Here is a 23,190-nt window from a genome sequence, read left to right as displayed (position 1 = left end):
CATCCGGTCCTGGTCGCGGAACTGCTCGAAGTCGGGCTGGTCGACGAGGCGACAGGGGACGGGCCGCACCGTTTGGTGCTGGCTTCGCCGCTCGCCGGCCCGCGGCTTCGACGGCTGCCGCGAGGGCGGCGCATCGTCGGACTGCCGGCGAAGTTCTCCATCGTGGTCGATGGCGGCGGCGCTCTGGCGCTCGACGGCTTTGCGGCGGACCTGCGATTGCGCGCCGTCGCGGCCGATTCCGTCGCCTTCGGTCTGCCGGGTGGGCTCTGGTTCGGGCCGGTCGATCCAACGAGCGCACCAGCGATCGCCGCAATGCTCCTCGCCGGCTTCGCCGCCGAGGAGCGCGTAAGGCGCGGCGAAGTCCGGCGCATGCGCGAGCTCGACGACAAGGCGCTGGTCGTCCTTTCCGTCGCTTGCGGGCTTTCGGCCATGTCGACACCGGCGATCCGCCCGTCTCCCTCCCCGGTCGGGATCGCGGCCGAACGGAACGGCCGCTTCGCGGTTCTCGCCGCCCTGCCTTTCGGCCGCAGCGACGCCGCGGGCTTGGCGCGCCTCTCGGAACTCGCCGAGCGTTTCGCTGTCGAAGAGATCCGACTGTCGCCCTGGCGGGGCCTCGGCTTCTGCGGGGTTTCGTTCGCCGCTACCGAGGAGCTCGCCGCCGCCCTGGTGAAGCAAGGTCTCGTGCTCTCGCCGCGCGACCCACGCCTGCCTGTTTCAGCCTGCGCCGGCGCGCCGGCCTGCGACCGAGCGGCAGCAGCGACGCTCGCCGATGCCGGGGCCTTGTCGGAGGTCCTGGCGCCCCTGCTGACGGACGGACTGACGCTTCACGTCTCGGGCTGCGCCAAGTCCTGCGCCCGCCAGGGCGCCGCCGATCTCACCCTCCTGGCCGGTGAGGCCGGCTACGACGTCATCCTCGCCGGCGGTACCCGCGACCGGCCGATCGCACATCTGACGCTGGCGGAACTTGTGCGCCGGCTCGAACCGGGTCAGGACATCCGCGCGCGGCTCGAAGCCGCTGCGCGCCATCGGGAATGAAAGTTTGAATACGCGTCACGCCTATCTCCGCGACGGAGCCGCCATCTACGAGCGCTCCTTCGCCATCATCAGGGCCGAATCCGACCTGTCGGGCTTCTCCGGCACCGCCGAACGCGTCGTGGTGCGGATGATCCATGCCTGCGGCATGACCGACCTGCCTAAGGACGTGGCGATGTCCCCGGATTTCGCCGCCACAGCCGAAGCGGCCCTCGCCAAGGGCGCACCGATCCTCTGCGATGCCCGCATGGTCGCCGACGGCGTCAGCCGCACCCGGCTTCCCTTCGGCAACGAGGTGATCTGCACGCTCGCCGATCCCAGCGTGGCGAAGCTGGCGCAGGAGATGGGCACGACCCGCTCGGCGGCGGCGATGGAGCTCTGGCGCCCGCATCTGGAGGGCAGCGTCGTGGTGATCGGCAACGCACCGACTTCCCTCTTCCGCCTGCTCGACATGCTCGATGCCGGTGCGCCGAAGCCGGCTGCCGTGATCGGCATCCCCGTCGGCTTCGTTGGCGCGGCGGAATCGAAGGAGGCGCTGGCGCTGGACGGGCGCGTGCCCTTTCTCGTGGTGCATGGCCGGCGCGGCGGCTCGGCGATGGCGGCGGCGGCGGTCAACGCGCTGGCGCAAGTGAAGGAGTGAGAGGGTGAGCGAACAAGCCCCCCGCACCCTGCTCTTCGGCGTCGGCCTCGGCCCCGGCGATCCCGACTACATGACCGTGCGCGCCCGAGACATCATTCTGAAGGCCGACCGTCTCGTGCACTTCTGCAAGCGCGGCCGGCGCGGCAATGCCCGCGTCACGGCAGACGCGATCATCGCGCCCGACACCGCCCGCGAGATCGAACTCGCCTTCCCGGTGACGACGGAGGTGCCGGTCGAGGATCAAGGCTATAGCGGCCCAATCGCCGCCTTCTACGACGCGGCCGCCGAAAGGCTCGCGGACGAGATGCAGGCCGGCCGCACCATCGCGGTGCTCTGCGACGGCGACCCGTTCTTCTACGGCTCGTTCATGCATCTCTGGCGCCGCCTCGCCCATCGCTTCCCGACCGAGGTGGTGCCGGGCGTCACTGGCATGGCCGGTGCCTGGACGCGGGCAGCCGCTCCGATCACCTGGGGCGACGACGTGATGACCGTGCTGCCGGGCACGCTCGCCGAGGGCGAGTTGACGCGCCGCCTCGTCGACACCGATGCAGCGGTGATCATGAAGCTAGGCCGCAACCTGCCCAAGGTCCGGCGCGCCCTGCAGCGAGCGGGGCTGATCAACCGCGCCATCTACGTCGAGCGCGCCACCATGGCCGATCAGCGGGTCGAGCGGCTTTCCGAAAAGCAGGACGACGAGGCGCCGTATTTCTCGATGATCCTGGTGCCCGGCGAAGGGCGGCGGCTGTGACCGGTTCACTCACCATCGTCGGCCTCGGCCCCGGCGAACCGCGCTATCTGACGCCGGCGGCGCAGGCGGCGCTCGATGCGGCGAGCGATCTCATCGGCTACGGCCCCTATCTCGACCGCATCCCCGCCCAGAGTGGCCAGACGAAGCATGCCAGCGACAACCGCGTCGAGATCGACCGGGCGCGGCACGCGCTGGAACTGGCCGCGGCAGGCAAGCGCGTCGCGGTGGTCTCCGGCGGCGATCCCGGCGTCTTCGCCATGGCGGCAGCCGTGTTCGAGGCCGTCGAGGCTGGCGAGCCCTGCTGGCGGGAACTCGCGATCACCGTCGAGCCCGGCATCACCGCGATGCTGGCGGCGGCTGCGGCGGCCGGCGCCCCGCTCGGCGGCGATTTCTGCGCGATCTCGCTGTCCGACAACCTGAAGCCCTGGGAGGTCGTCACCGCCCGTCTGGAAGCGGTGCTTCACGCCGATTTCGTGATTTCGCTCTATAATCCGATCTCGAAGGCGCGGCCCTGGCAACTCGGCAAGGCGCTGGAGCTCGCCCTTTCCGTCCGGGCGCCCGACACGCCGGTGCTGTTCGCGCGCGCCATCGGCCGGGCCGACGAGGCCCTGCGCATCCTGACCCTAACGCAGGCCTATGAGGCGGCCGGCACGGCCGACATGGCGACGCTGGTGATGATCGGCGCGAGCGGCACGCGCCTGATCGCGCGCGAGGGCCGGGCGCCGTTCGTCTATACGCCGCGCTCGGTGACGAAGAGCCCCTGCGCCACCAGCCAGGGCAGAACCTGATCGATATGGGTGACGTATTCGACATCGGGCTTGGGTGGCCGCTCGACCATGACGACAGGCAGGCCGAGCCGGCGCGCCGCGACGAGCTTGCCGAGCGTCATCGGGCCGCCGGCATTCTTGCTGACCAGGATCTGCGTGCCCTCGCGGTGCATCAGCCGCTCCTCGGCCTCGGCCTCGAAGGGCCCACGCTGCTGCAGGACCTTGGCATGCGGCAAGGGCAGCTCGCCGACCGGCTCGATCACCCGGATGAGATAGCGATGCTGCGGCGCGGCAAAGAACTGCGGCAGCTCGAGCCGGCCGATGGTCAGGAAGACGCGCTGCGGCTCGGTACCCAGCGCCTCGACGGCGGCCCCGATGTCGGGCACGCTGCGCCAGCGGTCGCCGGCTTGCGGCCGCCAGCTTTCGCGCCGGATCGCCAACAGCGGCACGCCCTCGGCCTTGCAGGCGGCCTCGGCGTGATAGGGCATGATCGCGGCGAACGGGTGGGTCGCATCGATGACCGCGACGACGCCTTCCTCGACGAGATATTCACGCAGGCCGGCAATGCCGCCGAAGCCGCCGATACGACTCGGCAGCGACAGCGGCCGCGGGTCGGATGTATGCCCGGCCAGGGAGATCACGGCACGGATTTCGGGGGCCTGCTCAGCCAGAAGCTGATCAAGTGCAGCCGCTTCGCTCGTGCCGCCTAGGATGAGGACCGTCATGAATCAGTTTTCGCGCGAAACCGGTGAACTGTCGAGCACGGGGCCGACCGGCCCATGGCTCTCGCTGGTCGGGCTCGGCGAGGATGGGCCTTCCGGACTATGTGCCGATGCGCTCGCCGCCCTGAAACAGGCGGAGATCGTCTTCGGTGGCGAGCGCCATCTCAAGCTGATCGGCGACGTCCCCGGAGAGGCCAGAGCCTGGCCCCAGCCCTTCCGAAACGCGCTGCCGGCGATCCTGGCGGAGCGCGGCCGGGCGGTCTGCGTGCTGGCGACCAGCGACCCGTTCCATTACGGCATCGGCGCCGGGCTGACCAAGGCGCTCGCCCCGGAGGAAATGCGGGTTATCCCGCAATTGTCGGCGTTCTCGATGGCCTGTACGCGGATGCGCTGGCCGCAGGAGGAGTGCGCGCTGGTCTCCCTGCATGGGAGGGCGCTGCAGCGCATCATCCCGCTGCTGCAGCCGGGCGCACGCATCCTGGCACTGTCCTGGGATGAATCGACCCCGGCCGCGGTCGCGGCGCTTCTGTCGGAACGCGGACTCGGCGCCAGTTCTCTCACCGTGCTGGAAGCGCTCGGCGGCCCGAAGGAGCGCATTCGCGAGACCCGCGCGCAGGATTTCGCGTTCGACGGGATCGTGCCGCTCAACATGCTGGCGGTCAGCGTCGTCGCCGACGACGATGCCCAAATCCTGCCCCTGGCCAACGGGTTGGCCGACGAATGGTTCGAGAATGACGGCCAGCTGACCAAGGCCGACATCCGCGCCATCACGCTCTCGGCTCTCGCGCCGCGCGCGGGTGAGCTGCTCTGGGATGTCGGTGCCGGCTCAGGCTCGATCGGCATCGAATGGTGCTTGCGCCATCGCCACAACCGCGCCATCGCCTTCGAGGAGCAGCCGGAGCGGGCGGCACGCATCGGCCGTAACCGGCTGGCGCTGGGCGCGCCACCGATCGAGATCGTCGAGGGCAAGGCTCCCGGAAGCTTTGCCGGCAAGACTTCCCCCGACGCAGTCTTCATCGGCGGCGGACTGACCGAGCCTGGCCTGTTCGAGGCGGCTTTCGCGGCGCTGAAGCCGCGAGGCCGGCTGGTCGCAAATGCCGTGACGCTCGAAGGCGAAGCCCGGCTCGCAGCGTTGTTCGCGCAGCATGGCGGCAATCTGCGCCGCATCGGCATCGCGCATCTCGACCCCGTCGGAACGATGCACGGCTGGCGCCCTGCGATGCCGGTGACGCAATGGCGGGTGGTGAAGCCTTGAACGGCGGCATCACCGCCGGCATCGGCCTGCGGCCCGGCACCTCGGAAGCCGAGATCCTGGCTTGCCTGACGCAGACGCTGGCCGCGGCCGGCTTCGGCAGCGAGCGGCTCGCCCGGCTCGCCACCCTCGCCTCGCGCTTCGGCGAGCCCGGCCTGTCGGCCGTCGCCCGCACGCATGATGTCGAGCTCGTCGCCATTCCGGACGAAGCGCTGGCCGGTTTCGAGGCCGCCTGCGCGACGCGCTCGAGCCGCATCGCCGGGCTCTACGGCGTCGGCTCCGTCGCGGAAGCCGCAGCGCTCGCGGCGGCCGGGCCGGGCGCCGTCCTGGTGCAGCCTCGGATCGCGACCAGCCGCGTCACCTGTGCGCTCGCCCGCGGCGCCGAAGCGGATGGGAATTCCTGATGACAGTGCATTTCATCGGCGCCGGTCCCGGCGCCGCCGACCTGATCACTTTGCGCGGGCGCGACCTGATCGCATCCTGCCCGGTCTGCCTCTATGCGGGCTCGCTGATCCCCAAGGCGATGCTAGGCTGGTGCCCTCCGGATGCGCGCATCGTCGACACCGCCCCGCTCGACCTCGACGCGATCATCGCCGAAATCGAAGCGGCGCATGCCGAAGGCAAGGACGTCGCCCGCCTGCACTCCGGGGACATCTCGATCTGGAGCGCCGTCGGCGAGCAGATGCGCCGGCTGGAATCACTCGGCATTCCCTATGAGATCACGCCGGGCGTGCCGGCCTTCGCCGCGGCCGCCGCCGCGCTGAAGCGCGAGCTGACCCTGCCGGGGCTCGCGCAATCGCTGGTGCTGACCCGGACCTCCGGCCGCGCCTCGGCCATGCCCGAGAAGGAGAAGCTCGCCACCTTCGCCGCCTCGGGCGCGACGCTCGCCGTCCATCTCTCGATCCATGTGATCGAGCAGGTTGCTGCCGAACTCACCCCGTTCTACGGCGCCGACTGCCCGGTGGCGGTCGTGTTTCGCGCCTCCTGGCCCGATGAGCGCGTGCTACGCGGCACGCTTGCGAGCATCGTCGCAGAGGTCCGCGCAGCCGCCCTGGAGCGCACCGCACTGATCCTGGTCGGCCCGGCGCTCGGCTCCGAGGATTTCGGCGAGAGTGCGCTCTATTCCGCCGGCTATGATCGCCGCTTCCGGCCGAACGGAGGCCAGGCGTGAGTGCGAAGGGCCTGCTCGTCGCCGCGCCGCGCTCCGGCTCCGGCAAGACCACGATCACGCTCGGCCTGCAGCGGGCGCTGGTCCGGCGCGGGCTTTCCGTACGCGGCCTGAAATGCGGGCCGGACTATATCGACCCCGCCTTCCATGCGGCTGCGACCGGCGCACCCAGCGCCAATCTCGACAGCTATGCCATGCCCGACGCCTTGCTTTCCGGCATCGCCGGCTCGGCAGCGGAGGCTGCGGACGTCATCGTCGCCGAAGGCTCGATGGGGCTGTTCGACGGCGTTCCGGGACGGGAAGGCCATACCGGCGCCAGCGCCGATATCGCCGCCCTGCTCGGCTGGCCTGTCGTGCTCGTCGTCGACGTCTCCGGGCAGGCGCAATCGGCCGGCGCCGTCGCGCTCGGCTGCAAGCTCTACGATCCGCGCATCAGGATTGCCGGCGTCATCCTCAACAAGGTCGCGAGCGAGCGCCATCGCCGGCTCGCCGCGGCCGGCATGGAGCGGATCGGCCTGCCTGTCCTCGGCGCCCTGCCGCGCAAAGCCAGCCTGATACTGCCTGAGCGCCATCTCGGGTTGGTGCAGGCCGGCGAAACCGCCGATCTGCATGCCCGGCTCGATGCGCTGGCGGAGACGGTCGCAGCGGCCGTCGATCTCGATGCGGTCGTTGCCGCCGCCGGTGCGACGACGCTGACGGCATCGGACGAGGCCCTACCGGCCCTGCCCGCACCGGGAAAACGGATCGCCATCGCGCGCGACGCCGCCTTCAGCTTCGTCTATCCGCATGTCGAGGCCGGCTGGCGGGCTCAGGGCGCCGAGCTCGTTCCCTTCTCGCCGCTCGCCGACGAAGCGCCCCCCGAGGAATGCGACGCCTGCTGGCTGCCGGGCGGCTATCCCGAACTGCATGCCGGGCGGCTCGCCTCGGCCTCGCGCTTCCTAGGCGGTCTGCGCAGCTTTGCACGCACGCGCCAGGTCCATGGCGAGTGCGGCGGCTACATGGTGCTCGGCAGGAGCCTGACCGATGCCGATGGCGCGTGCCATGCCATGGCCGGGCTGCTCTCGGTCGAGACCAGTTTCGCCAAACGCAAGATGAATCTCGGCTACCGCAATGCCGTGCTGCAGGCTGATTGCCCGCTCGGCGCAGCAGGCGGGCGGCTGAGCGGCCACGAATTCCACTATGCCAGCATCGTCTCGCAAGGCGAGGATCCCCCTCTCGCCATGGTCGGCGACCCGCACGGCTCGGCCCCCGTCCCGGCCGGCAGCCGGCGCGGCCTGGTCACCGGTTCCTTCTTCCACGCGATCGCCGCGCAGGGTTGAGTCTTGAGTGCAGCGCCCTCCTTCGATGAGGCCTTCACTGCGAAGCTCGGCGAATTGCTGGCCTGGCGCCGCGACGTCCGACGCTTCCGCACGGACACCCTGCCGGAAGCGCTGCTGGAGGAGCTCCTCGCTCTGATGCAGCTTTCGCCCTCGGTCGGCCATTCGCAGCCCTGGCGCTGGGTCCGGCTGCGCGACCTCGAGCAGCGCGCGGCGGTACAGGCGAGCTTCGCGGCCTGCAACGCCGCGGCGCTCGCCGATTACGAGGGCGAGCAGGCGCGGCTCTACGCCTCGCTGAAGCTGGAGGGATTGCGCGAGGCGCCGGAGCAGTTCGCGGTGTTCTGCGACCACGGCACCGGTCAGGGCCATGGCCTCGGCCGGCGGACCATGCCAGAAATGCTGGATTATTCGGTCGTCGCCGCGATCACGCAGTTCTGGCTTGCGGCGCGTGCCCACGGGGTCGGCGTCGGCTGGGTCTCGATCCTCGATCCAGACGCGATGCGGCGGATCGTCGAGGCGCCGCCGGAATGGAAGCTGGTCGGCTATCTCTGCGTCGGCTTCCCGGTGGAAGAGCACGACGTGCCCGAGCTGGTGCGGGCCGGCTGGGAGAAAGGGCGCAGCTGAGCTGCGCCCTTCATTGCCGGAGTTCCGTTATCCAGGAGATGGCCGGGCGGAACCCGGCCATGACGTCTGCGATTACAGGGCGACCTTGAACGGCGCTTCGGTCTTGCTCTTGATCTCGTCGAGCGAAACGCCGTCGGCGAGCTCGATCAGGGTCATGCCGCCGCCGTTCTCGTCGACGGTGAAGACGCCGAGATCGGTGATCACCATGTCGACGACGCCGGCGCCGGTCAGCGGCAGGTCGCAGGCCTTGAGCAGCTTCGGCGATTCCGAGCCATCCTTGTTCTTGGCGACGTGCTCCATCACCACGACGACCTTCTTGACGCCGGCAACGAGGTCCATGGCGCCGCCCATGCCCTTCACCATCTTGCCGGGGATCATCCAGTTGGCGAGGTCGCCATTCTCCGCGACCTGCATGGCGCCAAGGATGGAAAGATCGATATGGCCGCCGCGGATCATGCCGAAGGAGTCGGACGAGGAGAAATAGCTCGTCGTCGGCAGCTCGGTGATGGTCTGCTTGCCGGCGTTGATCAGGTCGGGGTCCTCCTCGCCCTCATAGGGGAAGGGACCCATGCCGAGCATGCCGTTCTCCGACTGGAGCTGCACGCTCATGCCGTCGGGGATGTAATTCGAGACGAGCGTCGGGATGCCGATGCCGAGATTGACGTAGAAGCCGTCCTTCAGCTCCTTGGCGGCGCGAGCGGCGATCTGTTCACGGGTCCAGGCCATTGTGCGTGATCTCCTTCTCAGACCGTTTCGCGCTTGCGGACGGTGCGCTGTTCGATGCGCTTCACCGGGTTCGCCACATGGACGATCCGCTTCACGAAGATGCCGGGGGTGTGCATGTGGTCGGGATCGATCTCACCGGCCGGGACGAGATGCTCGACCTGGGCGATCGTCATGCGCGAGGCCGAAGCCATCATCGGATTGAAGTTGCGCGCCGTCTTCCGGTAGACGAGGTTGCCCTCGGTATCGCCCTTCCAGGCATGGACGATCGAGATGTCGGCGAAGAGGCCGCGCTCCATGATGTAGCGCTCGCCATCGAACTCGCGCTCCTCCTTGCCTTCGGCGATCAGCGTGCCGACGCCGGTCTTGGTGAAGAAGGCCGGGATGCCGGCACCGCCGGCGCGGATGCGCTCGGCGAGCGTGCCCTGCGGGTTGAATTCGAGCTCGAGCTGGCCGGAAAGGTACTGCTCGGCGAAGAGCTTGTTCTCGCCGACGTAAGAACTGATCATCTTCTTGATCTGCTTGGTCTCGAGCAGGATGCCGAGCCCGGCACCGTCGACGCCGGCATTGTTTGAGATGAAGGTCAGGTTCTTGGCGCCGGAATCGCGGATCGCCTCGATCAGCTTGTCGGGGATGCCGCAAAGACCGAAGCCGCCGGCCATGATGGTCATGCCGTCCTTGACGATGCCGGCGAGCGCTGCCGCCGCATCGGGATAGACCTTCTTCATCGTGCTGCCTTTGCCACTGGGAATGAGGAGGAGCGTTCCCCTCAAGGACTAGCCGAGCCCCCGGTGCGGTTGCAACATGGACAAGCGTGCGCCCAGTCCATGAGGCGCGGGCGATTTCGCCATAAGCACGGACCAATGGCCTGCCGCCTAGCGCCCTTCCGCGGGCTTCGGGTAGCGCCCCAGATCGGGCCAGGACCGATCGCGCCCCCGCAGAACCGGATCGATGAAGGTGGCTGCCGGAGCCGCGGCGCGCGCACCGCCCGGCTCGGCCTGCGCGGGAGCGGCGGCCCGTCCGCGTTGCAGTACGGGGCGCGGCGGTTCCTCGACACGCCTCGCATTCCTCGGCTTTCGAGCCGGCGACACTGGCGGCTGCGCGTCCAGGCTGCGGCGATAGGCGCTTTCGCTCTGGCCGACCAGCGCCTTCACCTGTGCGTCGGTGAAGAAGCCCGTGGCCGGAATCCTGCGCGAGAGCTGCCATTGCCGCACCGCCTCCCGCTCGCGCGCGCCGAACCAGCCGCTCGGCCGCCCGCTTCCAAACCCGCTCGCGCGAAGCCGCGCGTGCAGCTCCCGATAATCGGAAGGGCCGAGTTTCATTGCCGCTTCCGTCTCCCGCGAACCGGTTTCGCGCGCCAGCGCATCGCCGGCCCCCGACGGCTCGACGGCCGAAGGGGGCTGGCTCGGAACGCGATCGTCGAGCCTTGCGAGCCGGCCCATGGCGGCAATTGAGGCCTCGGCACCGGACGCTGCGGAGCTCGCAGTCGCCAGCGCCGACCCTGCGCCCGTCAGCGGTGCCGGGTTCAGCCGAAACTCACCGATGATCGATGAGTTGGTCCATGGCTTCTGCCGTTTGCCGGTGGCCTCCCAGACGTCGGCGCGCACACGGTCCATCACCGTCGTGATCGATATCTCCGGGGTTTCCATGTGCCTCAGCAGCGCCGCGGTGAAGGGGCTGTTCCCGCCACCCTCGCCGTCGAACGCCACAGCACGCGGGTCCGTCGCGAAGGCAATCAGCGTGCCGGAGGCGCCGCGCGGTTCGACCGGAACGAGCCCGCGCGTGATCGACCGCGTTCTGGTGCCGAAGCGCGATGCGAAGGGATTGTCGCGACAGGCATCGAGCACGACGATGTTGACGCGCTCCTCACGCTGCATCTGCCGGATGACGAAATCGAGATTGACCGCGCGAAAATCGAGATCGGATTCAGACTTCAGATCGACATCGACGGGCAGCAGATAATTCTCATCACCAACGGCAATGCCGTGCCCGGCATAGAAGATCAGGCCGACCTTCGCCCCCTCCATCCTCCTGGCGAATTCGTGAACGATTCGGGTCATCTCCACGACGTTCAGGTCGTAGCCCTCGACGACCTCGAAATTCAGGCGTCTGAGCGAGGCGGCCATCGCCTTCGCATCGCCCAGCGGGTTTGCCAGCGATGCGACGTTCACGTAGGCGCCGTTGCCGACGACCAGCGCGACGCGCGCTTCCGCGAAGGCATGGGCCGGAACGAAAAACCAGCAAGAAGCCGCCATCAGGAGCATGGTCAGCGGCAGGGTAGACAGCAGTCGCAAGGAGACGAACATAACGGGCGCTCCGCATAAACCCGGAAAACAAGATCGCGAAGCCAGAACGCTACGTCAATCCATAGACGTTTTGTAACGATTACCTGACGACGATTTTTCCCTGCACTTCCATCCTAGAAACGACACAGACAATCGGAAGATGCGCTACGTAGCCCGACCGGCATCCCTGGACGGGGCGCTGCTCGACAAGCGAACTCAGCTCGCAACTCGGTCTACACCTTTGGTCTAGACCCGGCGCCGTCGCACAACGGGATGGACGAACCCGCACACCCGCGCCGTTGACATGGGTGATATGCGCGGTGCAGCATGATGAACTAGGGGAAACGATCAAACAAGGTTGAACGGGGTGACCGACATGCGTGAGTTGTATGTCTGAGGATATTATTCTCTCGACGTCGGGTCTTACGAAAGAATTCGCCGGCTTCACAGCAGTCAATGGCGTAGACCTCAGCGTCAAGCGAGGCACGATCCACGCGCTGATCGGCCCCAATGGCGCCGGCAAGACGACCTGTTTCAATCTTCTGACCAAGTTTCTCGCACCGACGCGCGGCTCGATCGTCTATAATGGGCGGGACATCACGCGGCAGAAGCCGGCAGAGATCGCGCGGCTCGGGCTGGTGCGCTCCTTCCAGATCTCGGCGGTGTTCCCGCAGCTCAGCGTGATGAACAATGTCCGCATCGCCTTGCAGCGCAAGCGCGGCGACTCGTTCGATTTCTGGCGTTCGGAAGAGGTGCTGCGCTCGCTCGACAAGGAGGCGCTGGCGCTGGTCGAGGCGGTCGGCCTCTCCGCCTTCGCCGATCTGCCGGCGGTCGAGCTCTCCTATGGCCGCAAGCGCGCGCTCGAGATCGCGACGACACTGGCGCTCGACCCGGAAATGCTGCTGCTCGACGAGCCGATGGCCGGCATGGGCCGCGAGGACATCGACCGGATCGCGACGCTGATCCGCAAGGTCTCGAAGAACCGCACCATCCTGATGGTCGAGCACAACCTATCGGTGGTGGCCTCGCTGTCGGACCGCATCACCGTGCTCGCCCGCGGCCAGGTCCTTGCCGAAGGCGACTACGCCACGGTCTCGAAGGATCCGCGCGTGGTCGAGGCCTATATCGGTTCGGGAGTCGGCCATGGCCATTGAAGCGACCCTGGAGCGCAAGGCGCAGGCCGGGACGAAGCCGCTGCTGAAGGTGCGTGGCCTCGAGGCCTGGTATGGCGAGAGCCATGTCCTGCACGGCATCGATCTCGATGTCGGCGAGGGCGAGGTGGTGACGCTGCTCGGGCGCAACGGCGCCGGCAAGACGACGACGCTGAAGTCGATCATGGGCGTGATCGGCAAGCGCAAGGGCTCGGTCAGCTTCGGCGGCCAGGAGACGATCGGCCTGCCCTCGCGCGCGATCGCGCGGCTCGGCCTCGGCTATGTCCCGGAGGAGCGCGGCATCTACTCGACGCTTTCGGTCGAGGAGAACCTGATGCTGCCGCCGCAGGTGAAGCCCGGCGGGCTCTCGGTCGCCCAGATCTTCGAGCTCTTCCCCAACATCAAGGAGCGGCTCCGCAGCCAGGGCACCAAGCTCTCCGGCGGCGAACAGCAGATGCTGGCGATCGGCCGGATCCTGCGCACCGGCGCCAACCTGCTCTTGCTCGACGAGCCGACCGAGGGCCTCGCCCCGGTCATCATCGACCAGATCGGCGCGACCATCCGCATGCTGAAGCAGAAGGGCTTCACCATCGTCCTGGTCGAGCAGAACTTCCGCTTCGCCCAGACCGTCGCCGACCGGCACTACATCGTCGAGCAGGGCAAGGTGATCGACATGATCCCGAACGAGGAGCTCGACGCCAATATCGATAAGCTGCACGGCTATCTCGGCGTCTGAACCAGTCCAGAACAAAGACATAAGGTGGAGGAACGGCATGAAGACTACAGCATTGCTTCTCGGGACCGCGCTCGCCGCCCTGGCGGCCGGTGCCGCCCAGGCCCAGACCAGCGTCAAGGTCGGCGTGATGAACGACCGCTCCGGCCTCTACGCCGACCTCTCGGGCGAAGGCTCGGTGATCGCCGCGCGCATGGCCGTCGAGGACTTCAAGGCGGCGGAAAAGGGCATCAAGGTCGAGATCGTCTCGGCCGACCACCAGAACAAGCCGGACGTCGGCTCGACCATCGCCCGGCAGTGGTATGACCAGGACGGCGTCGACGCGATCCTCGACGTGCCGACCTCGTCGGTCGCGCTGGCGGTCAACCAGATCACCAAGGAAAAGAACAAGATCCACATCAATTCGGGCGCGGCCTCCTCGGACCTGACCGGCAAGGCCTGCTCGCCGAACACGATCCACTGGACCTACGACACCTATGCCCTTGCGCAGGGCACTGGCGGCGCGATGGTGAAGGCCGGCGGCGACAGCTGGTTCTTCATGACCGCCGACTACGCCTTCGGCCATGCGCTCGAGCGCGACACCGGCGCGATCGTCACCAAGAATGGCGGCAAGGTCGTCGGCGCGGTGCGCACGCCCTTCCCGGGCACCGACTTCTCCTCCTTCCTGCTCCAGGCCCAGGCCTCGAAGGCCAAGGTCATCGGCCTCGCCAATGCCGGCGGCGACACGATCAACTCGATCAAGCAGGCGGGCGAGTTCGGCATCACCTCGGCCGGGCAGAAGCTCGCCGGGCTCCTGGTCTTCATCACCGACGTACACGCGCTCGGCCTGCAGACGGCGCAGGGCCTAGTCCTGACCGAGGCGTTCTACTGGGACAACAACGACGGGACCCGCGCCTGGTCGGAGCGCTTCGCCAAGGCCAATGGCGGCAAGAAGCCGTCCATGGTCCAGGCCGGCGTCTATTCGGGCATGCTGCACTATCTCAAGGCGATCGAGGCGACCAAGGGCAAGGACCCGACCGCGGTGATGGCCAAGATGAAGGAAATGCCGACGGACGACCCGCTGTTCGGCAAGGGCTCGGTCCGCGCCGATGGCCGCAAGATGCACGACATGTACCTGTTCGAGGTCAAGAAGCCGTCTGAATCGAAGGCTCCGTGGGACTATTACAAGCAGGTCGCGGTGCTGAAGGCCGACGACGCCTTCAAGCCGCTTTCCGAAAGCGAGTGCCCGCTCGTCAAGAAGTGAGGGGCTGACCACAGCCTCCGCACCATCCGAGGCTCCGGGGCCGCGAGACGGCCCCGGATTCGCTGTTGTCGGGAACGGTAGATCCGCATGTTCGAGTTACTTGGCATTCCGCCGCAAGCCCTGTTCGGCCAGCTCCTGCTGGGCCTGATCAACGGCTCGTTCTACGCCATCCTCAGCCTCGGGCTGGCGGTGATCTTCGGCCTGCTCAACATCATCAACTTCACCCATGGCGCGCAGTACATGATGGGCGCCTTCGTCGCCTGGATGTGCCTGAACTATCTCGGCGTGAACTACTGGGCGGCGCTCCTGCTGGCGCCCGTGATCGTCGGCTTTACCGGCGTCGTCATCGAGCGATTGTTCCTGTCGCGGATCGCCCATCTCGACCATCTCTACGGGCTGCTGCTGACCTTCGGCCTCGCGCTGATCATCCAGGGCCTGTTCCGCAACCAGTACGGCTCGTCCGGCCTGCCCTACCAGATTCCCGACGCGCTGCGTGGCGGCTACAATCTCGGCTTCATGTTCCTGCCGACCTATCGCGCCTGGGTGGTCGTCGCCTCGATCGCGGTCTGCCTCGCGACCTGGTTCATGATCGAGAAGACCAAGCTCGGCGCCTATCTGCGCGCCGCCACCGAGAACGCGACGCTGACCCAGGCCTTCGGCATCAACGTGCCGCTGCTGGTGACCCTGACATACGGCTTCGGCGTGGCGCTCGCCGCCTTCGCCGGCGTGCTCGCGGCACCGATCTACTCGGTCAACCCCAACATGGGCGCCGACCTGATCATCGTCGTCTTCGCGGTCGTCGTGATCGGCGGCATGGGTTCGATCATGGGCGCCATCGTCACCGGCTTCAGCCTCGGCCTGGTCGAGGGCCTGACCAAGGTGTTCTACCCGGAAGCCTCCGCCACCGTCATCTTCATCATCATGGTGCTGGTGCTGCTGGTGAAGCCGGCCGGCCTGTTCGGGCGCGCCGCCTGATGCGCGCGCCTCTCGTCATCACGGCCTCGCTGCCGCTTCGTTTCGAAGGAGCCGCTCATGGCTGACGTCCTCCCCGCCGACGGCTCCGTGACGCACGCCGCAGCCGAGCGCGACACGGCGAGCCTGCACCGCAACGTCATGATCGGCATCGCGATCGCGCTGGTGATCGCGCCCTTCGTGGCCTATCCGGTCTTCGTCATGAAGGTGCTGTGCTTTGCGCTATTCGCGCTCGCCTTCAACCTCCTGCTCGGCTATGGCGGCCTGCTCTCCTTCGGCCATGCCGCCTATTTCGGCATGGCGAGCTATGTCTGTGCCTATGCCGCCAAACATTGGGGCTTCAATCCGGAATTCGCGATCCTGGCAGGCACCGGCGTCGCCGCGATCCTCGGCCTCGTCTTCGGCTCGCTCGCCATCCGCCGCCAGGGCATCTATTTCGCGATGATCACCCTGGCGCTGGCCCAGATGGTGTTCTTCTTCTCGCTGCAGACGCCGCGCTTCACGGGCGGCGAGGACGGCATCCAGGCCGTGCCGCGCGGCAAGCTCTTCGGCGTCATCAACCTCGCCGACGACCGCACCCTGTATTGGGTCGTGGCGCTGATCTTCATGGCTGGGCTGCTCGCCTTCTACCGCATCATCCACTCGCCCTTCGGACAGGTCTGCAAGGCGATCCGGGACAACGAGCCGCGCGCCATCTCGCTCGGCTATCGCGCCAACCAGTACAAGCTCGCCGTCTTCGTGCTCTCGGCGATGCTGGCCGGGCTCGCCGGCTCGACCAAGGCGATCGTCTTCCAGCTGGCTTCGCTGACCGACGTGCACTGGTCGATGTCGGGCGAGGTCGTGCTGATGACGCTGGTCGGCGGGCTCGGGACCATCTTCGGCCCGATCGTCGGCGCCCTCGTCATCGTTTCGATGCAGAACTTCCTGGCCACGCTCGGCGCCTGGGTCACGGTCATCCAGGGCGTGATCTTCGTGCTCTGCGTGCTGCTCTTCCGCGAGGGCATCCTCGGCGTCATCGCCAAATGGATCAAGAAGCCGCTCTGAGCATAGGCCTCAGCGCTCCAGCAGGAACTCTGCCAGCGCCGCCCGATCAGCCTCGCCAAGACCGACGGGCGGGCTCATCCAGCCGCCCGGCACGACCGAATCGGGATCGCGGAGATAGGCCTTGAGGCGCTCCGCATCCCAGCGCAGGCCCTTCTCGCGCATCGCATTGAAGGCCGGCGAGTAATCGAAGCCGGCGGCCGCCCCGAAAAGCCGGCCGGCGAGCCCGTCGAGGGTCGGGCCGGCCATCGCGACTCTGCCCGGCTCGAGCGCATGGCAGGAGCGGCAGCCCTGGAACAGAAGCTCGCCGCGCTTCAACTCATCGGCCGAGGCGCCCGTGCCGCCGGCCAGCGCCAATGCAGTCAGCACGGCGAGGCCCAGCCTCACGCGGGCTTCACGGTCTGGATCCGGACCAGCCGGTTGGTGCCGCTCTCCCCGCCCCAGGCCTCGCCGGAGCGCCCGTCCATTTGCCGGACATTGGCGCCTGCCCGGTCGCTCGGGAAGCTGTGAAAGCCCTCGGTCAGCGGGTCGAAGCGCAGGATGGCGTTGGCGGCGAAATCGGTGAGCCAGACCTTGTCGGCATCGTCGACATAGACCGAATAGGTGCGCGGCTTGTCGCCGGGCAGCTTCCAGCCCTTCCAGCTGCCGCTCTCGGTGTCGTAGGACGAGACCTGACCTGAATTCCATTCGCTGACCCAGATCCGGTTCTTCGAATCCGACCAGACGCGGCGCGCGCCCTGCCCTTCGGTCGGCGGGTCGACCACAGTGAAGGCAGCGGTCTCGGCATCGACCCGCGCAATGTAGTTTCCGGCGAGCGAGGCGAACCAGATTTCGCCCGAGGGGGTGCGGGTCATGCCATAGGGACCGGCGCCGCGCGGGGCGTCGAACACCTCCATCTTGCCGGAATTGGGATCGAGCCGGCCGATGATGCCGTTCTGGCCGCTGAACCAGAGAATGCCCTTCTTGTCGAAGACCGGGGTGTTGAGATTGGCGCGCTCGCGGCCCGCCGGCAGGGGGAAGAGCCGGACCGCGTGGCTCTTGTCATCAATGCGGGCGATGGCGTTCTGGCCGCCCTCGGTGACCCAGGCGGCGCCGTCCGGGCCGCGCACCACGCCATGCGGCGCCGCGCCCTCGCCGAGCGAGATCACCTTGATCTGGCTGGTGCGCGGATCGAAGCGCCCGAGCGTGCCGTTGCGCTGGCCGCAAACCCAGAGCGTACCGTCACCGGCATCGGTGACGTCCCGCGAGCCCTTGATCCCGGGCAGGTCGAAATAGGTGACGATGAAGGGGCTGCCGGGCCGTGGCTGCTCGGTCGCCTGCGCGCGCAGGATCAGGCCGGGAGCAGCAAGGCCGGCAAGACCGACTTTCAGGAACGAACGGCGCAGCATCGGCTTCTCCTTTCGCTGTCGGCAGGCTGGATCATCCAGCCATCGGCCCTTGGCCTAAACCGACAACTTGGTGAAACTTGGCTCGCTGCGCCGCGGTTCCCTTAGAAGTGAGAGACGGATTCTCCGATCAGATCGATTCAATCCGATCGGATCCGGCTCTATAGCTGCCGCTGGACCGAAGCCGGCAAGGTCGAGACCCGCGCCATCTCGCCGCCGAGGAATTCCTCGGGCGCCGCGAGATAGTCGCAGGCCATCGCCATGGCATCGACGCCCCAGAAGATCTCGCCATCGATCAGCAGGCTCGGCACGCCGAAAATCCCCGCCGCGACAGCCTCCTCCGTATTCTGGCGCAGGCTGTCCTTGACGTTCTGATAGCCGATCGCCTGGACCGCGTCGGGCTGGCCGCCGGCGATCGCCACCAGCCCGAGCACTTGCGGGTCGTTGGCGTCGCGCCCCTCGGCCCAGACCAGGCGGAAGGCTTCCGCCACCGCGTGCTCGTCGCCTTCCAGCGCCGTCAGCAGGCGCAGCATCGCCAGCGGGTTGAACGGGTGGCTCGGCGGAAAGCGGAAGGGGACGCCCATGGCTTCGGCGAGATGCGTGGCGAGACGGTAGGTGTGGACGCGCTTGGGCGCGATCTCGGCCGGGCCGAGCTGGCCCCAGGCCTTGAGCACGCCGCCGAAGACGATCGGCCTCAGTTCGACCGGCCGATAGGCGCGGATATCGTCGAGCTTCGTCAGCGCGAGATGCGCGAAGGGCGAGATGATGTCGAAATACCAGATGGCGGGCTTGGTCACGGGGCTCACTTGATCAGCTTGCTGGCGGCACGGAACTGCGGATGCTCGGCGGTGCGCAGCCATTCGAACACCACCATTTCGGTGGTGACGATCTCGGCGCCATGGCGCTCCATGCGGCGCAGCGCCACCTCCTTGCTCTCGGGCGCGCGCGAACCGACGGCATCCTGGACCACGAAGACGCGGCGCTTGCGGGCCAGCAATGAAAGCACGGTCTGGCCGAAGCAGACATGCGCCTCGCAGCCGCAGAGGATCAGATCCTCGTCGTCGGCCAGCGCCGCGAGAAAAGCCGGCTCGGCGCAGGAATCGAAGCTCATCTTGGCGATCACGGGACCGGCGCCGGCAAGCTCCGCGACGGTCGTTCCCAGCCCCGCCGGGTTCTCCTCGGTCATCAGCACGGGCACCCCGAGCAGCAAGGCGGCATCGACCAGCCGGCGGGCATTGGCGACGAGCCGAGGCCCGTCATGGATCGCCGGCATCAGCCGCGCCTGGAAATCGACGATGACGAGGCGCGAGCGACCGGCATCCATCAGGCTCATCGACGTCATACCCCGCGCTGGAGCCGGTCCAGCTCCGTTTCGACATGGCGCTCCATCAGCGTACGCGGCGGCGTCCCGAACATCCGGATGCGCCGCGTATGCGCCAGCAAGAGCACGCCGGAAGCATGGGCGAAGGCATCAGCCATGATCAAGTCTGCGAGCTCGGCATTCGCGCCGAGATCGCGCGCCGCGACGCGAATCGGCGACAGGCTCGCCTCCAGCGCCTCGTTCAGCGCCCTGTCACGCTCGCGGCCGAGGCCGTGCGGGCGCATGCCGCCGCGGAACAGGTAGAAGCCGAGATCGAGATCGCGCGGATTGGCGGCGTAGAAGTCGAAGAAGCCGAGCGCGGCCGCGCGAAAGCGCTGCGGCGGCGTCTCCGCGCCCGCGACCGCGGCGTCGACGAAGGCGGTCAGGGCCGAAAGCGACTGGCCGAGCACCTCGGCATAGAGCGCCTCCTTCGAGTCGAAATGGAAATAGAGCGCTGCCGGGGTGTAGCCGGCTTCGGCCGCGATCGCCCGCAAGGAAGCCCCGTCGAGCCCGTCGCGCTCGAAGATCGCCCGCGCCGCGGTCAGGATCAGGCCGCGCTTGAGATCGGTCGCGGCATAACGGCCGCGCTTTCGTCCCGTCGCCTCGCCCCCCACGCTGGAACTCCCTTCCAAAAGACCGCCTGCAAATGACCGCTTGACGAAAATCTAACACCGTTCGATTTTATCGACAACAACCCGTTGGAGGACGATGCCATGTTGATGGATGCCGCCGGCTACCGCGAATCGCTGCGCGCCTATCGCCCCAGGGTCTTCGTCAACGGACAGCGCGTCGAGAGCGTCGCCGACGAGCCCTTGCTGGCGCCCGGGATCAACGCCGTCGGCATCACCTACGATCTCGCCCATGACGAAGCCCACCGGCCGATCATGACCGCGGTCCAGGCGAGCTCGGGCAAAACCGTCAACCGCATGCTGCATGTCGACGGCTCGTCCAGCGATCTGCTCGCCAAGCTCGAGGCTGTCAGGCTGGTCTGCAAGATCTCCGGCTGCGCCCAGCGCTATCTGACGCATGACGCCTTCGGCGGCATCCTGCAGGCGACGGCGCGGGCCGACGCGAACCACGGCACGGATTATGGCCAGCGCTTCCTCGCCTATCTCCACGATGCGCAGGATCGCGACCTGACGATCGGCGTCGCGATGACCGATGCCAAGGGCGACCGCTCCAAGCGCCCCGGCGCGCAGGCGAACCGCGATGCTTATGTCCACATCAAGGAGCGACGTAAGGACGGCATCGTCATCCGCGGCACCAAGGCGATCGTCACCGGCGCGCCCTATATGCACGAATTCCTGGTGATGCCCTGCCGGACCCATGCGCCGGGCGACGAGGATTTCGCACTGTGCTGCGCCGTGCCCTGCGATGCGGACGGGGTGACCATCGTCGCCCGCCCGGCAGGCAGGCCAGGCGATCCGGCCGCGAAGTTCTCGGCGAAATACGGCCAGTCGACCGGCGCGGTGATGTTCGACGACGTCTTCGTGCCGTGGGACCGGGTGTTCATGGCCGGCGAGATCGAGGAAGCAGGCTACCTCACCACCAGCTATGCCAGCCATCATCGCCATAGCTGCATCGGGGCGCGGGCCGGCTTCGGTGACCTGCTGATCGGCGCGGGCGCGCTGATGATCGAAGCCAACGGGCTCGATGCCGACCGCCATTCCCATATCCGTGAGCAGATGGTCGAGCTGATCACCATCACCGAAAGCTTTTTCGCCTGCGGCGTTGCGGCCTCGGTCTACTGCCAGAAGGATGCGTCCGGCGTCGCAATGCCGGACGCGGTGTTCTCGAACATCGGCAAGCTGCTGCTGGCGACCAAGATCTATGACATGCACCGCATCGCCCATTATGTCTCGGGCGGACTGATCGTCGCCCTGCCAGGGCCGGACGAGGACCACAATCCGGAGACCGCCGGCTCGCTCGCCGCCGTGCTGACCGGGCGTCCCGACGTGCCCTATGAACAGCGCGCCGAGGTCGCGCGCTTCATCGAGGACCTGACCGTCTCCAAGGAGGCCGGCTGGTATTCGGTGATCTCGCTGCATGGCGGCGGCTCGCCCGAGGCGATGAAGCGCGAGATCTGGCGCAGCTATCCCGTCATGGAAAAGGTCGAGCTGGTCGAGAGCCTGCTCGACCGCGGCGTCCTCGCCGACGGCTCGCGTGTCTCGAAGCAGCCCGGGCGCTGCTGCGTCACCGGTTGCGAGGTGCCGGAACGCATGACCACGCAGGAAGCGGCAGAATGAACATTCACACCAGCGCCACCCACCAGGTCCTCAACCAGGCCCGCCCGGCGACAGGTTGGAACGCCTTTTCCGGGGACGCAGTGCTGCAGGGCGTCGTCGCCCGGCTCGCGCCTTGGGCCGTCGGGAAAGCCGGTGCGCTCGGCGCGCTCGCCGGCGATAGCGAGGTGCAGGAACTGGCCCGGCTCGCCAATCGTTACGGACCCGAACTTAAAACGCATGACCGGTTCGGCAACCGCACCGACTGGATCGAGTTTCACCCGGCCTGGCACGAGCTGATGAGCCTCGCCTTCGCCCATCAGGTGCCCTCGCTCGCCTGGACGACGAAGGAGCCGAACGGCCACGCGGCCAGGGCGGTGATGTCTTATCTCTGGAACCAGGTCGAGCACGGGACGGGGTGCCCGACGGGCATGACCTACGCGGCCTATCCCGGCCTCGCCCAGCCCGAATTTTCGCTCTGGCGCGAGAAGATCACCTCGGGCCGCTACGACAAGCGCCCGCTGCCGGTGGCCCAGAAGACCGGGGCCAGCATCGGCTATGCGATGACCGAGAAGCAGGGCGGCTCGGATCTGCGCCAGACCCAGACGACGGCGCGTTTCCTCGAGGATACGCCGGAAGGCCGGGTCTACCTGATCACCGGGCACAAATGGTTCTTCTCGGTGCCGCAATCGGACGGGTTCTTCACCCTGGCGCAGACGGAAAGCGGCGTCTCCTGCCTGTTCTGCCCGGGCTTCCTGCCCGATGGCAGCCGCAACCGGCTGCAGATCCAGCGCCTGAAGGACAAGGCCGGCAACCGCTCCAATGCCTCCTCCGAGGTCGAGTTCCGCGAATGCCTAGGCTGGCTGGTCGGCGCGGAGGGCGCCGGCATCAAGGAGATCCTTTCCCACGCCCATCTCACCCGGCTCGACTTCGCCGTCGGCTCGGCCGGACTGATGCGGCAGGCGCTGACGCTGGCGCTGAACCACACCCAGTCGCGCCGCGGCTTCGGCTCCTCGCTCGCCGAGCAGCCGATGATGACCAACATCCTCGCCGATCTCGCGATCGACTCGGAGGCCTCGACGCTGATGGCCTTCCGCATCGCCGCCGCGACGGACGCGATGGAGACGAACGAACAGGAGCGTCACCTCGCCCGCGTCTCGACGCCGCTGGCCAAGTTCTGGAACTGCAAGCGCGCCGCCGCTTTCGTCGTCGAAGCCTTGGAATGCCATGGCGGCAACGGCTTCATTGAGGAGAACCCGATGGCGCAGCTCTATCGCGAGGCGCCGCTGAACGCGATCTGGGAGGGCACCTCGAACATGATGTGCATGGACGTGCTGCGGGCCTTCAACCGCGACCCGCGCACGAAGGAGGCCTTCATGGCCGAGGTCGGCAGCGCGCGCGGCGCCAATCGTGCCCTCGACCGTTGGCTCGACCGGCTCGGCACGGAAGTCGCCAAGCCGCGCAATGATGACGGCCATGGCCGGCGGCTCGCCAACATGATGGCCTATGCGCTGCAGGCCTCCGAACTGAGGAAGCATGCCGACGAGGCGGTGTTCGAGACCTTCTGCCGTTCGCGGCTCGACGCCGACTGGGGCTATGTCTTCGGCACGCTGGAGCCCTCGCCGGAACTGGCGGGCATCGTCCAGCGCGCGACGGTGGCGCGAGGCTGAAAGACCCGTTTTCGGCGATCCTCGGGTCGTCATTCCGGCCGCAGCGTAGCTGAATGCTGGAACGACGACCTTTCAAAGTCGAGAAATCACGCGCCCCAAGTCCGTTCTCCTGAAGAGGCGGACACCCTGCCAACCC

The 23,190-nt window shown here is 67.6% G+C and carries 25 protein-coding genes; 16 read left to right on the top strand and 9 right to left on the bottom strand.

Going from position 1 to position 23,190, the window contains the following annotated elements:
• The 4 genes from RKE40_RS22465 to cobJ form a co-directional block, all read left to right on the top strand.
• On the top strand, positions 1 to 1,035 hold a 1,035-nt coding region (locus tag RKE40_RS22465; protein WP_316020434.1), incomplete at its 5' end, for a hypothetical protein.
• Positions 1,036 to 1,039: 4 nt separating this feature from the next.
• On the top strand, positions 1,040 to 1,672 hold the full coding sequence (locus tag RKE40_RS22460; protein ID WP_316020433.1) for a precorrin-8X methylmutase: 633 nt from the start codon (positions 1,040 to 1,042) through the stop codon (positions 1,670 to 1,672).
• A 4-nt stretch (positions 1,673 to 1,676) separates the two neighbouring features.
• The gene (locus tag RKE40_RS22455) at positions 1,677 to 2,420 is read left to right on the top strand and encodes a precorrin-2 C(20)-methyltransferase (RefSeq protein ID WP_316020432.1); all 744 of its coding nucleotides are present in this window, start codon (positions 1,677 to 1,679) and stop codon (positions 2,418 to 2,420) included.
• On the top strand, positions 2,417 to 3,208 hold the full coding sequence (cobJ, locus tag RKE40_RS22450; RefSeq protein ID WP_316020431.1) for a precorrin-3B C(17)-methyltransferase: 792 nt from the start codon (positions 2,417 to 2,419) through the stop codon (positions 3,206 to 3,208). The genes RKE40_RS22455 and cobJ overlap by 4 nt, the downstream gene beginning before the upstream one ends.
• Here cobJ and RKE40_RS22445 read toward each other — a convergent pair.
• Positions 3,151 to 3,912 (bottom strand): cobalt-precorrin-6A reductase, encoded by a 762-nt coding sequence (locus tag RKE40_RS22445; protein WP_316020430.1) that lies wholly within the window; start codon positions 3,910 to 3,912, stop codon positions 3,151 to 3,153. The genes cobJ and RKE40_RS22445 overlap by 58 nt on opposite strands.
• Here RKE40_RS22445 and cbiE point away from each other — a divergent pair.
• Genes cbiE through bluB form a run of 5 tightly spaced genes read left to right on the top strand, consistent with a single transcriptional unit; the run spans position 3,911 to position 8,269 of the window.
• Complete coding sequence (cbiE, locus tag RKE40_RS22440) at positions 3,911 to 5,164, top strand: precorrin-6y C5,15-methyltransferase (decarboxylating) subunit CbiE (protein WP_316020429.1); 1,254 nt, start codon at positions 3,911 to 3,913, stop codon at positions 5,162 to 5,164. The two genes, RKE40_RS22445 and cbiE, sit on opposite strands and share 2 nt — an antisense overlap.
• Positions 5,143 to 5,565 carry a cobalamin biosynthesis protein gene (locus RKE40_RS22435; protein ID WP_316020428.1) on the top strand — a complete coding sequence of 141 codons (423 nt, stop codon included), beginning with the start codon at positions 5,143 to 5,145 and terminating at the stop codon, positions 5,563 to 5,565. The genes cbiE and RKE40_RS22435 overlap by 22 nt, the downstream gene beginning before the upstream one ends.
• Positions 5,565 to 6,332: a precorrin-4 C(11)-methyltransferase gene (gene cobM, locus RKE40_RS22430; RefSeq protein ID WP_316020427.1), complete on the top strand. Its 768-nt coding sequence runs from the start codon at positions 5,565 to 5,567 to the stop codon at positions 6,330 to 6,332. Before RKE40_RS22435 ends, cobM begins: the two co-directional genes overlap by 1 nt.
• Positions 6,329 to 7,648 carry a cobyrinate a,c-diamide synthase gene (locus RKE40_RS22425; RefSeq protein WP_316020426.1) on the top strand — a complete coding sequence of 440 codons (1,320 nt, stop codon included), beginning with the start codon at positions 6,329 to 6,331 and terminating at the stop codon, positions 7,646 to 7,648. Before cobM ends, RKE40_RS22425 begins: the two co-directional genes overlap by 4 nt.
• A 3-nt stretch (positions 7,649 to 7,651) precedes the next feature.
• Positions 7,652 to 8,269, top strand: a complete 618-nt coding sequence (bluB, locus tag RKE40_RS22420; RefSeq protein WP_316020425.1) for a 5,6-dimethylbenzimidazole synthase — start codon at positions 7,652 to 7,654, stop codon at positions 8,267 to 8,269.
• A 72-nt stretch (positions 8,270 to 8,341) separates the two neighbouring features.
• Here the strand turns inward: bluB and RKE40_RS22415 are convergent, their stop codons facing one another.
• The 3 genes from RKE40_RS22415 to RKE40_RS22405 form a co-directional block, all read right to left on the bottom strand.
• Positions 8,342 to 8,995 (bottom strand): CoA transferase subunit B, encoded by a 654-nt coding sequence (locus tag RKE40_RS22415; protein ID WP_316020424.1) that lies wholly within the window; start codon positions 8,993 to 8,995, stop codon positions 8,342 to 8,344.
• 17 nt (positions 8,996 to 9,012) lie between these two features.
• Positions 9,013 to 9,720, bottom strand: a complete 708-nt coding sequence (locus tag RKE40_RS22410; RefSeq protein ID WP_316020423.1) for a CoA transferase subunit A — start codon at positions 9,718 to 9,720, stop codon at positions 9,013 to 9,015.
• A 147-nt stretch (positions 9,721 to 9,867) separates the two neighbouring features.
• Positions 9,868 to 11,298, bottom strand: coding sequence for a caspase family protein (locus RKE40_RS22405; protein ID WP_316020422.1), 1,431 nt, complete (start codon positions 11,296 to 11,298; stop codon positions 9,868 to 9,870).
• 368 nt (positions 11,299 to 11,666) lie between these two features.
• Between RKE40_RS22405 and RKE40_RS22400 the strand changes: the two genes are divergently transcribed.
• From RKE40_RS22400 to RKE40_RS22380, 5 genes are all read left to right on the top strand, one after another.
• Positions 11,667 to 12,431, top strand: a complete 765-nt coding sequence (locus tag RKE40_RS22400; RefSeq protein ID WP_066478818.1) for an ABC transporter ATP-binding protein — start codon at positions 11,667 to 11,669, stop codon at positions 12,429 to 12,431.
• Positions 12,421 to 13,164 (top strand): ABC transporter ATP-binding protein, encoded by a 744-nt coding sequence (locus RKE40_RS22395; protein WP_316020421.1) that lies wholly within the window; start codon positions 12,421 to 12,423, stop codon positions 13,162 to 13,164. The genes RKE40_RS22400 and RKE40_RS22395 overlap by 11 nt, the downstream gene beginning before the upstream one ends.
• Positions 13,165 to 13,201: 37 nt before the next feature.
• Positions 13,202 to 14,404: an ABC transporter substrate-binding protein gene (locus RKE40_RS22390; protein WP_066478815.1), complete on the top strand. Its 1,203-nt coding sequence runs from the start codon at positions 13,202 to 13,204 to the stop codon at positions 14,402 to 14,404.
• A gap of 87 nt (positions 14,405 to 14,491) precedes the next feature.
• Positions 14,492 to 15,379 carry a branched-chain amino acid ABC transporter permease gene (locus tag RKE40_RS22385; RefSeq protein WP_316020420.1) on the top strand — a complete coding sequence of 296 codons (888 nt, stop codon included), beginning with the start codon at positions 14,492 to 14,494 and terminating at the stop codon, positions 15,377 to 15,379.
• Positions 15,380 to 15,436: 57 nt separating this feature from the next.
• Complete coding sequence (locus RKE40_RS22380) at positions 15,437 to 16,420, top strand: branched-chain amino acid ABC transporter permease (protein WP_390893494.1); 984 nt, start codon at positions 15,437 to 15,439, stop codon at positions 16,418 to 16,420.
• Positions 16,421 to 16,429: 9 nt separating this feature from the next.
• Here the strand turns inward: RKE40_RS22380 and RKE40_RS22375 are convergent, their stop codons facing one another.
• From RKE40_RS22375 to RKE40_RS22355, 5 genes are all read right to left on the bottom strand, one after another.
• Positions 16,430 to 16,804 carry a c-type cytochrome gene (locus RKE40_RS22375; protein WP_316020419.1) on the bottom strand — a complete coding sequence of 125 codons (375 nt, stop codon included), beginning with the start codon at positions 16,802 to 16,804 and terminating at the stop codon, positions 16,430 to 16,432.
• On the bottom strand, positions 16,801 to 17,805 hold the full coding sequence (locus RKE40_RS22370; protein WP_316020418.1) for a Vgb family protein: 1,005 nt from the start codon (positions 17,803 to 17,805) through the stop codon (positions 16,801 to 16,803). Before RKE40_RS22370 ends, RKE40_RS22375 begins: the two co-directional genes overlap by 4 nt.
• A 158-nt stretch (positions 17,806 to 17,963) precedes the next feature.
• Complete coding sequence (locus RKE40_RS22365) at positions 17,964 to 18,599, bottom strand: 2-hydroxychromene-2-carboxylate isomerase (RefSeq protein ID WP_316020417.1); 636 nt, start codon at positions 18,597 to 18,599, stop codon at positions 17,964 to 17,966.
• Positions 18,600 to 18,604: 5 nt separating this feature from the next.
• Positions 18,605 to 19,144, bottom strand: coding sequence for a hydrolase (locus RKE40_RS22360; RefSeq protein WP_316020416.1), 540 nt, complete (start codon positions 19,142 to 19,144; stop codon positions 18,605 to 18,607).
• Complete coding sequence (locus RKE40_RS22355; RefSeq protein ID WP_316020415.1) at positions 19,141 to 19,776, bottom strand: TetR/AcrR family transcriptional regulator; 636 nt, start codon at positions 19,774 to 19,776, stop codon at positions 19,141 to 19,143. The genes RKE40_RS22360 and RKE40_RS22355 overlap by 4 nt, the downstream gene beginning before the upstream one ends.
• A gap of 99 nt (positions 19,777 to 19,875) precedes the next feature.
• On the opposite strand from RKE40_RS22355, the gene RKE40_RS22350 reads away from it, so the two are divergent.
• Both RKE40_RS22350 and RKE40_RS22345 read left to right on the top strand, forming a co-directional pair.
• Entirely contained in the window at positions 19,876 to 21,408 is a 1,533-nt protein-coding gene (locus tag RKE40_RS22350; RefSeq protein WP_316020414.1) for a 4-hydroxyphenylacetate 3-hydroxylase family protein, read from the top strand.
• On the top strand, positions 21,405 to 23,054 hold the full coding sequence (locus RKE40_RS22345; protein ID WP_316020413.1) for an acyl-CoA dehydrogenase family protein: 1,650 nt from the start codon (positions 21,405 to 21,407) through the stop codon (positions 23,052 to 23,054). Before RKE40_RS22350 ends, RKE40_RS22345 begins: the two co-directional genes overlap by 4 nt.
• Positions 23,055 to 23,190 lie beyond the last annotated feature (136 nt).

The organism is Allobosea rubneri (genome assembly GCF_032464875.1).
In the GTDB taxonomy this organism is placed as follows: domain Bacteria; phylum Pseudomonadota; class Alphaproteobacteria; order Rhizobiales; family Beijerinckiaceae; genus Allobosea; species Allobosea rubneri.
This window is presented reverse-complemented; position numbering and strand designations above follow the sequence as displayed.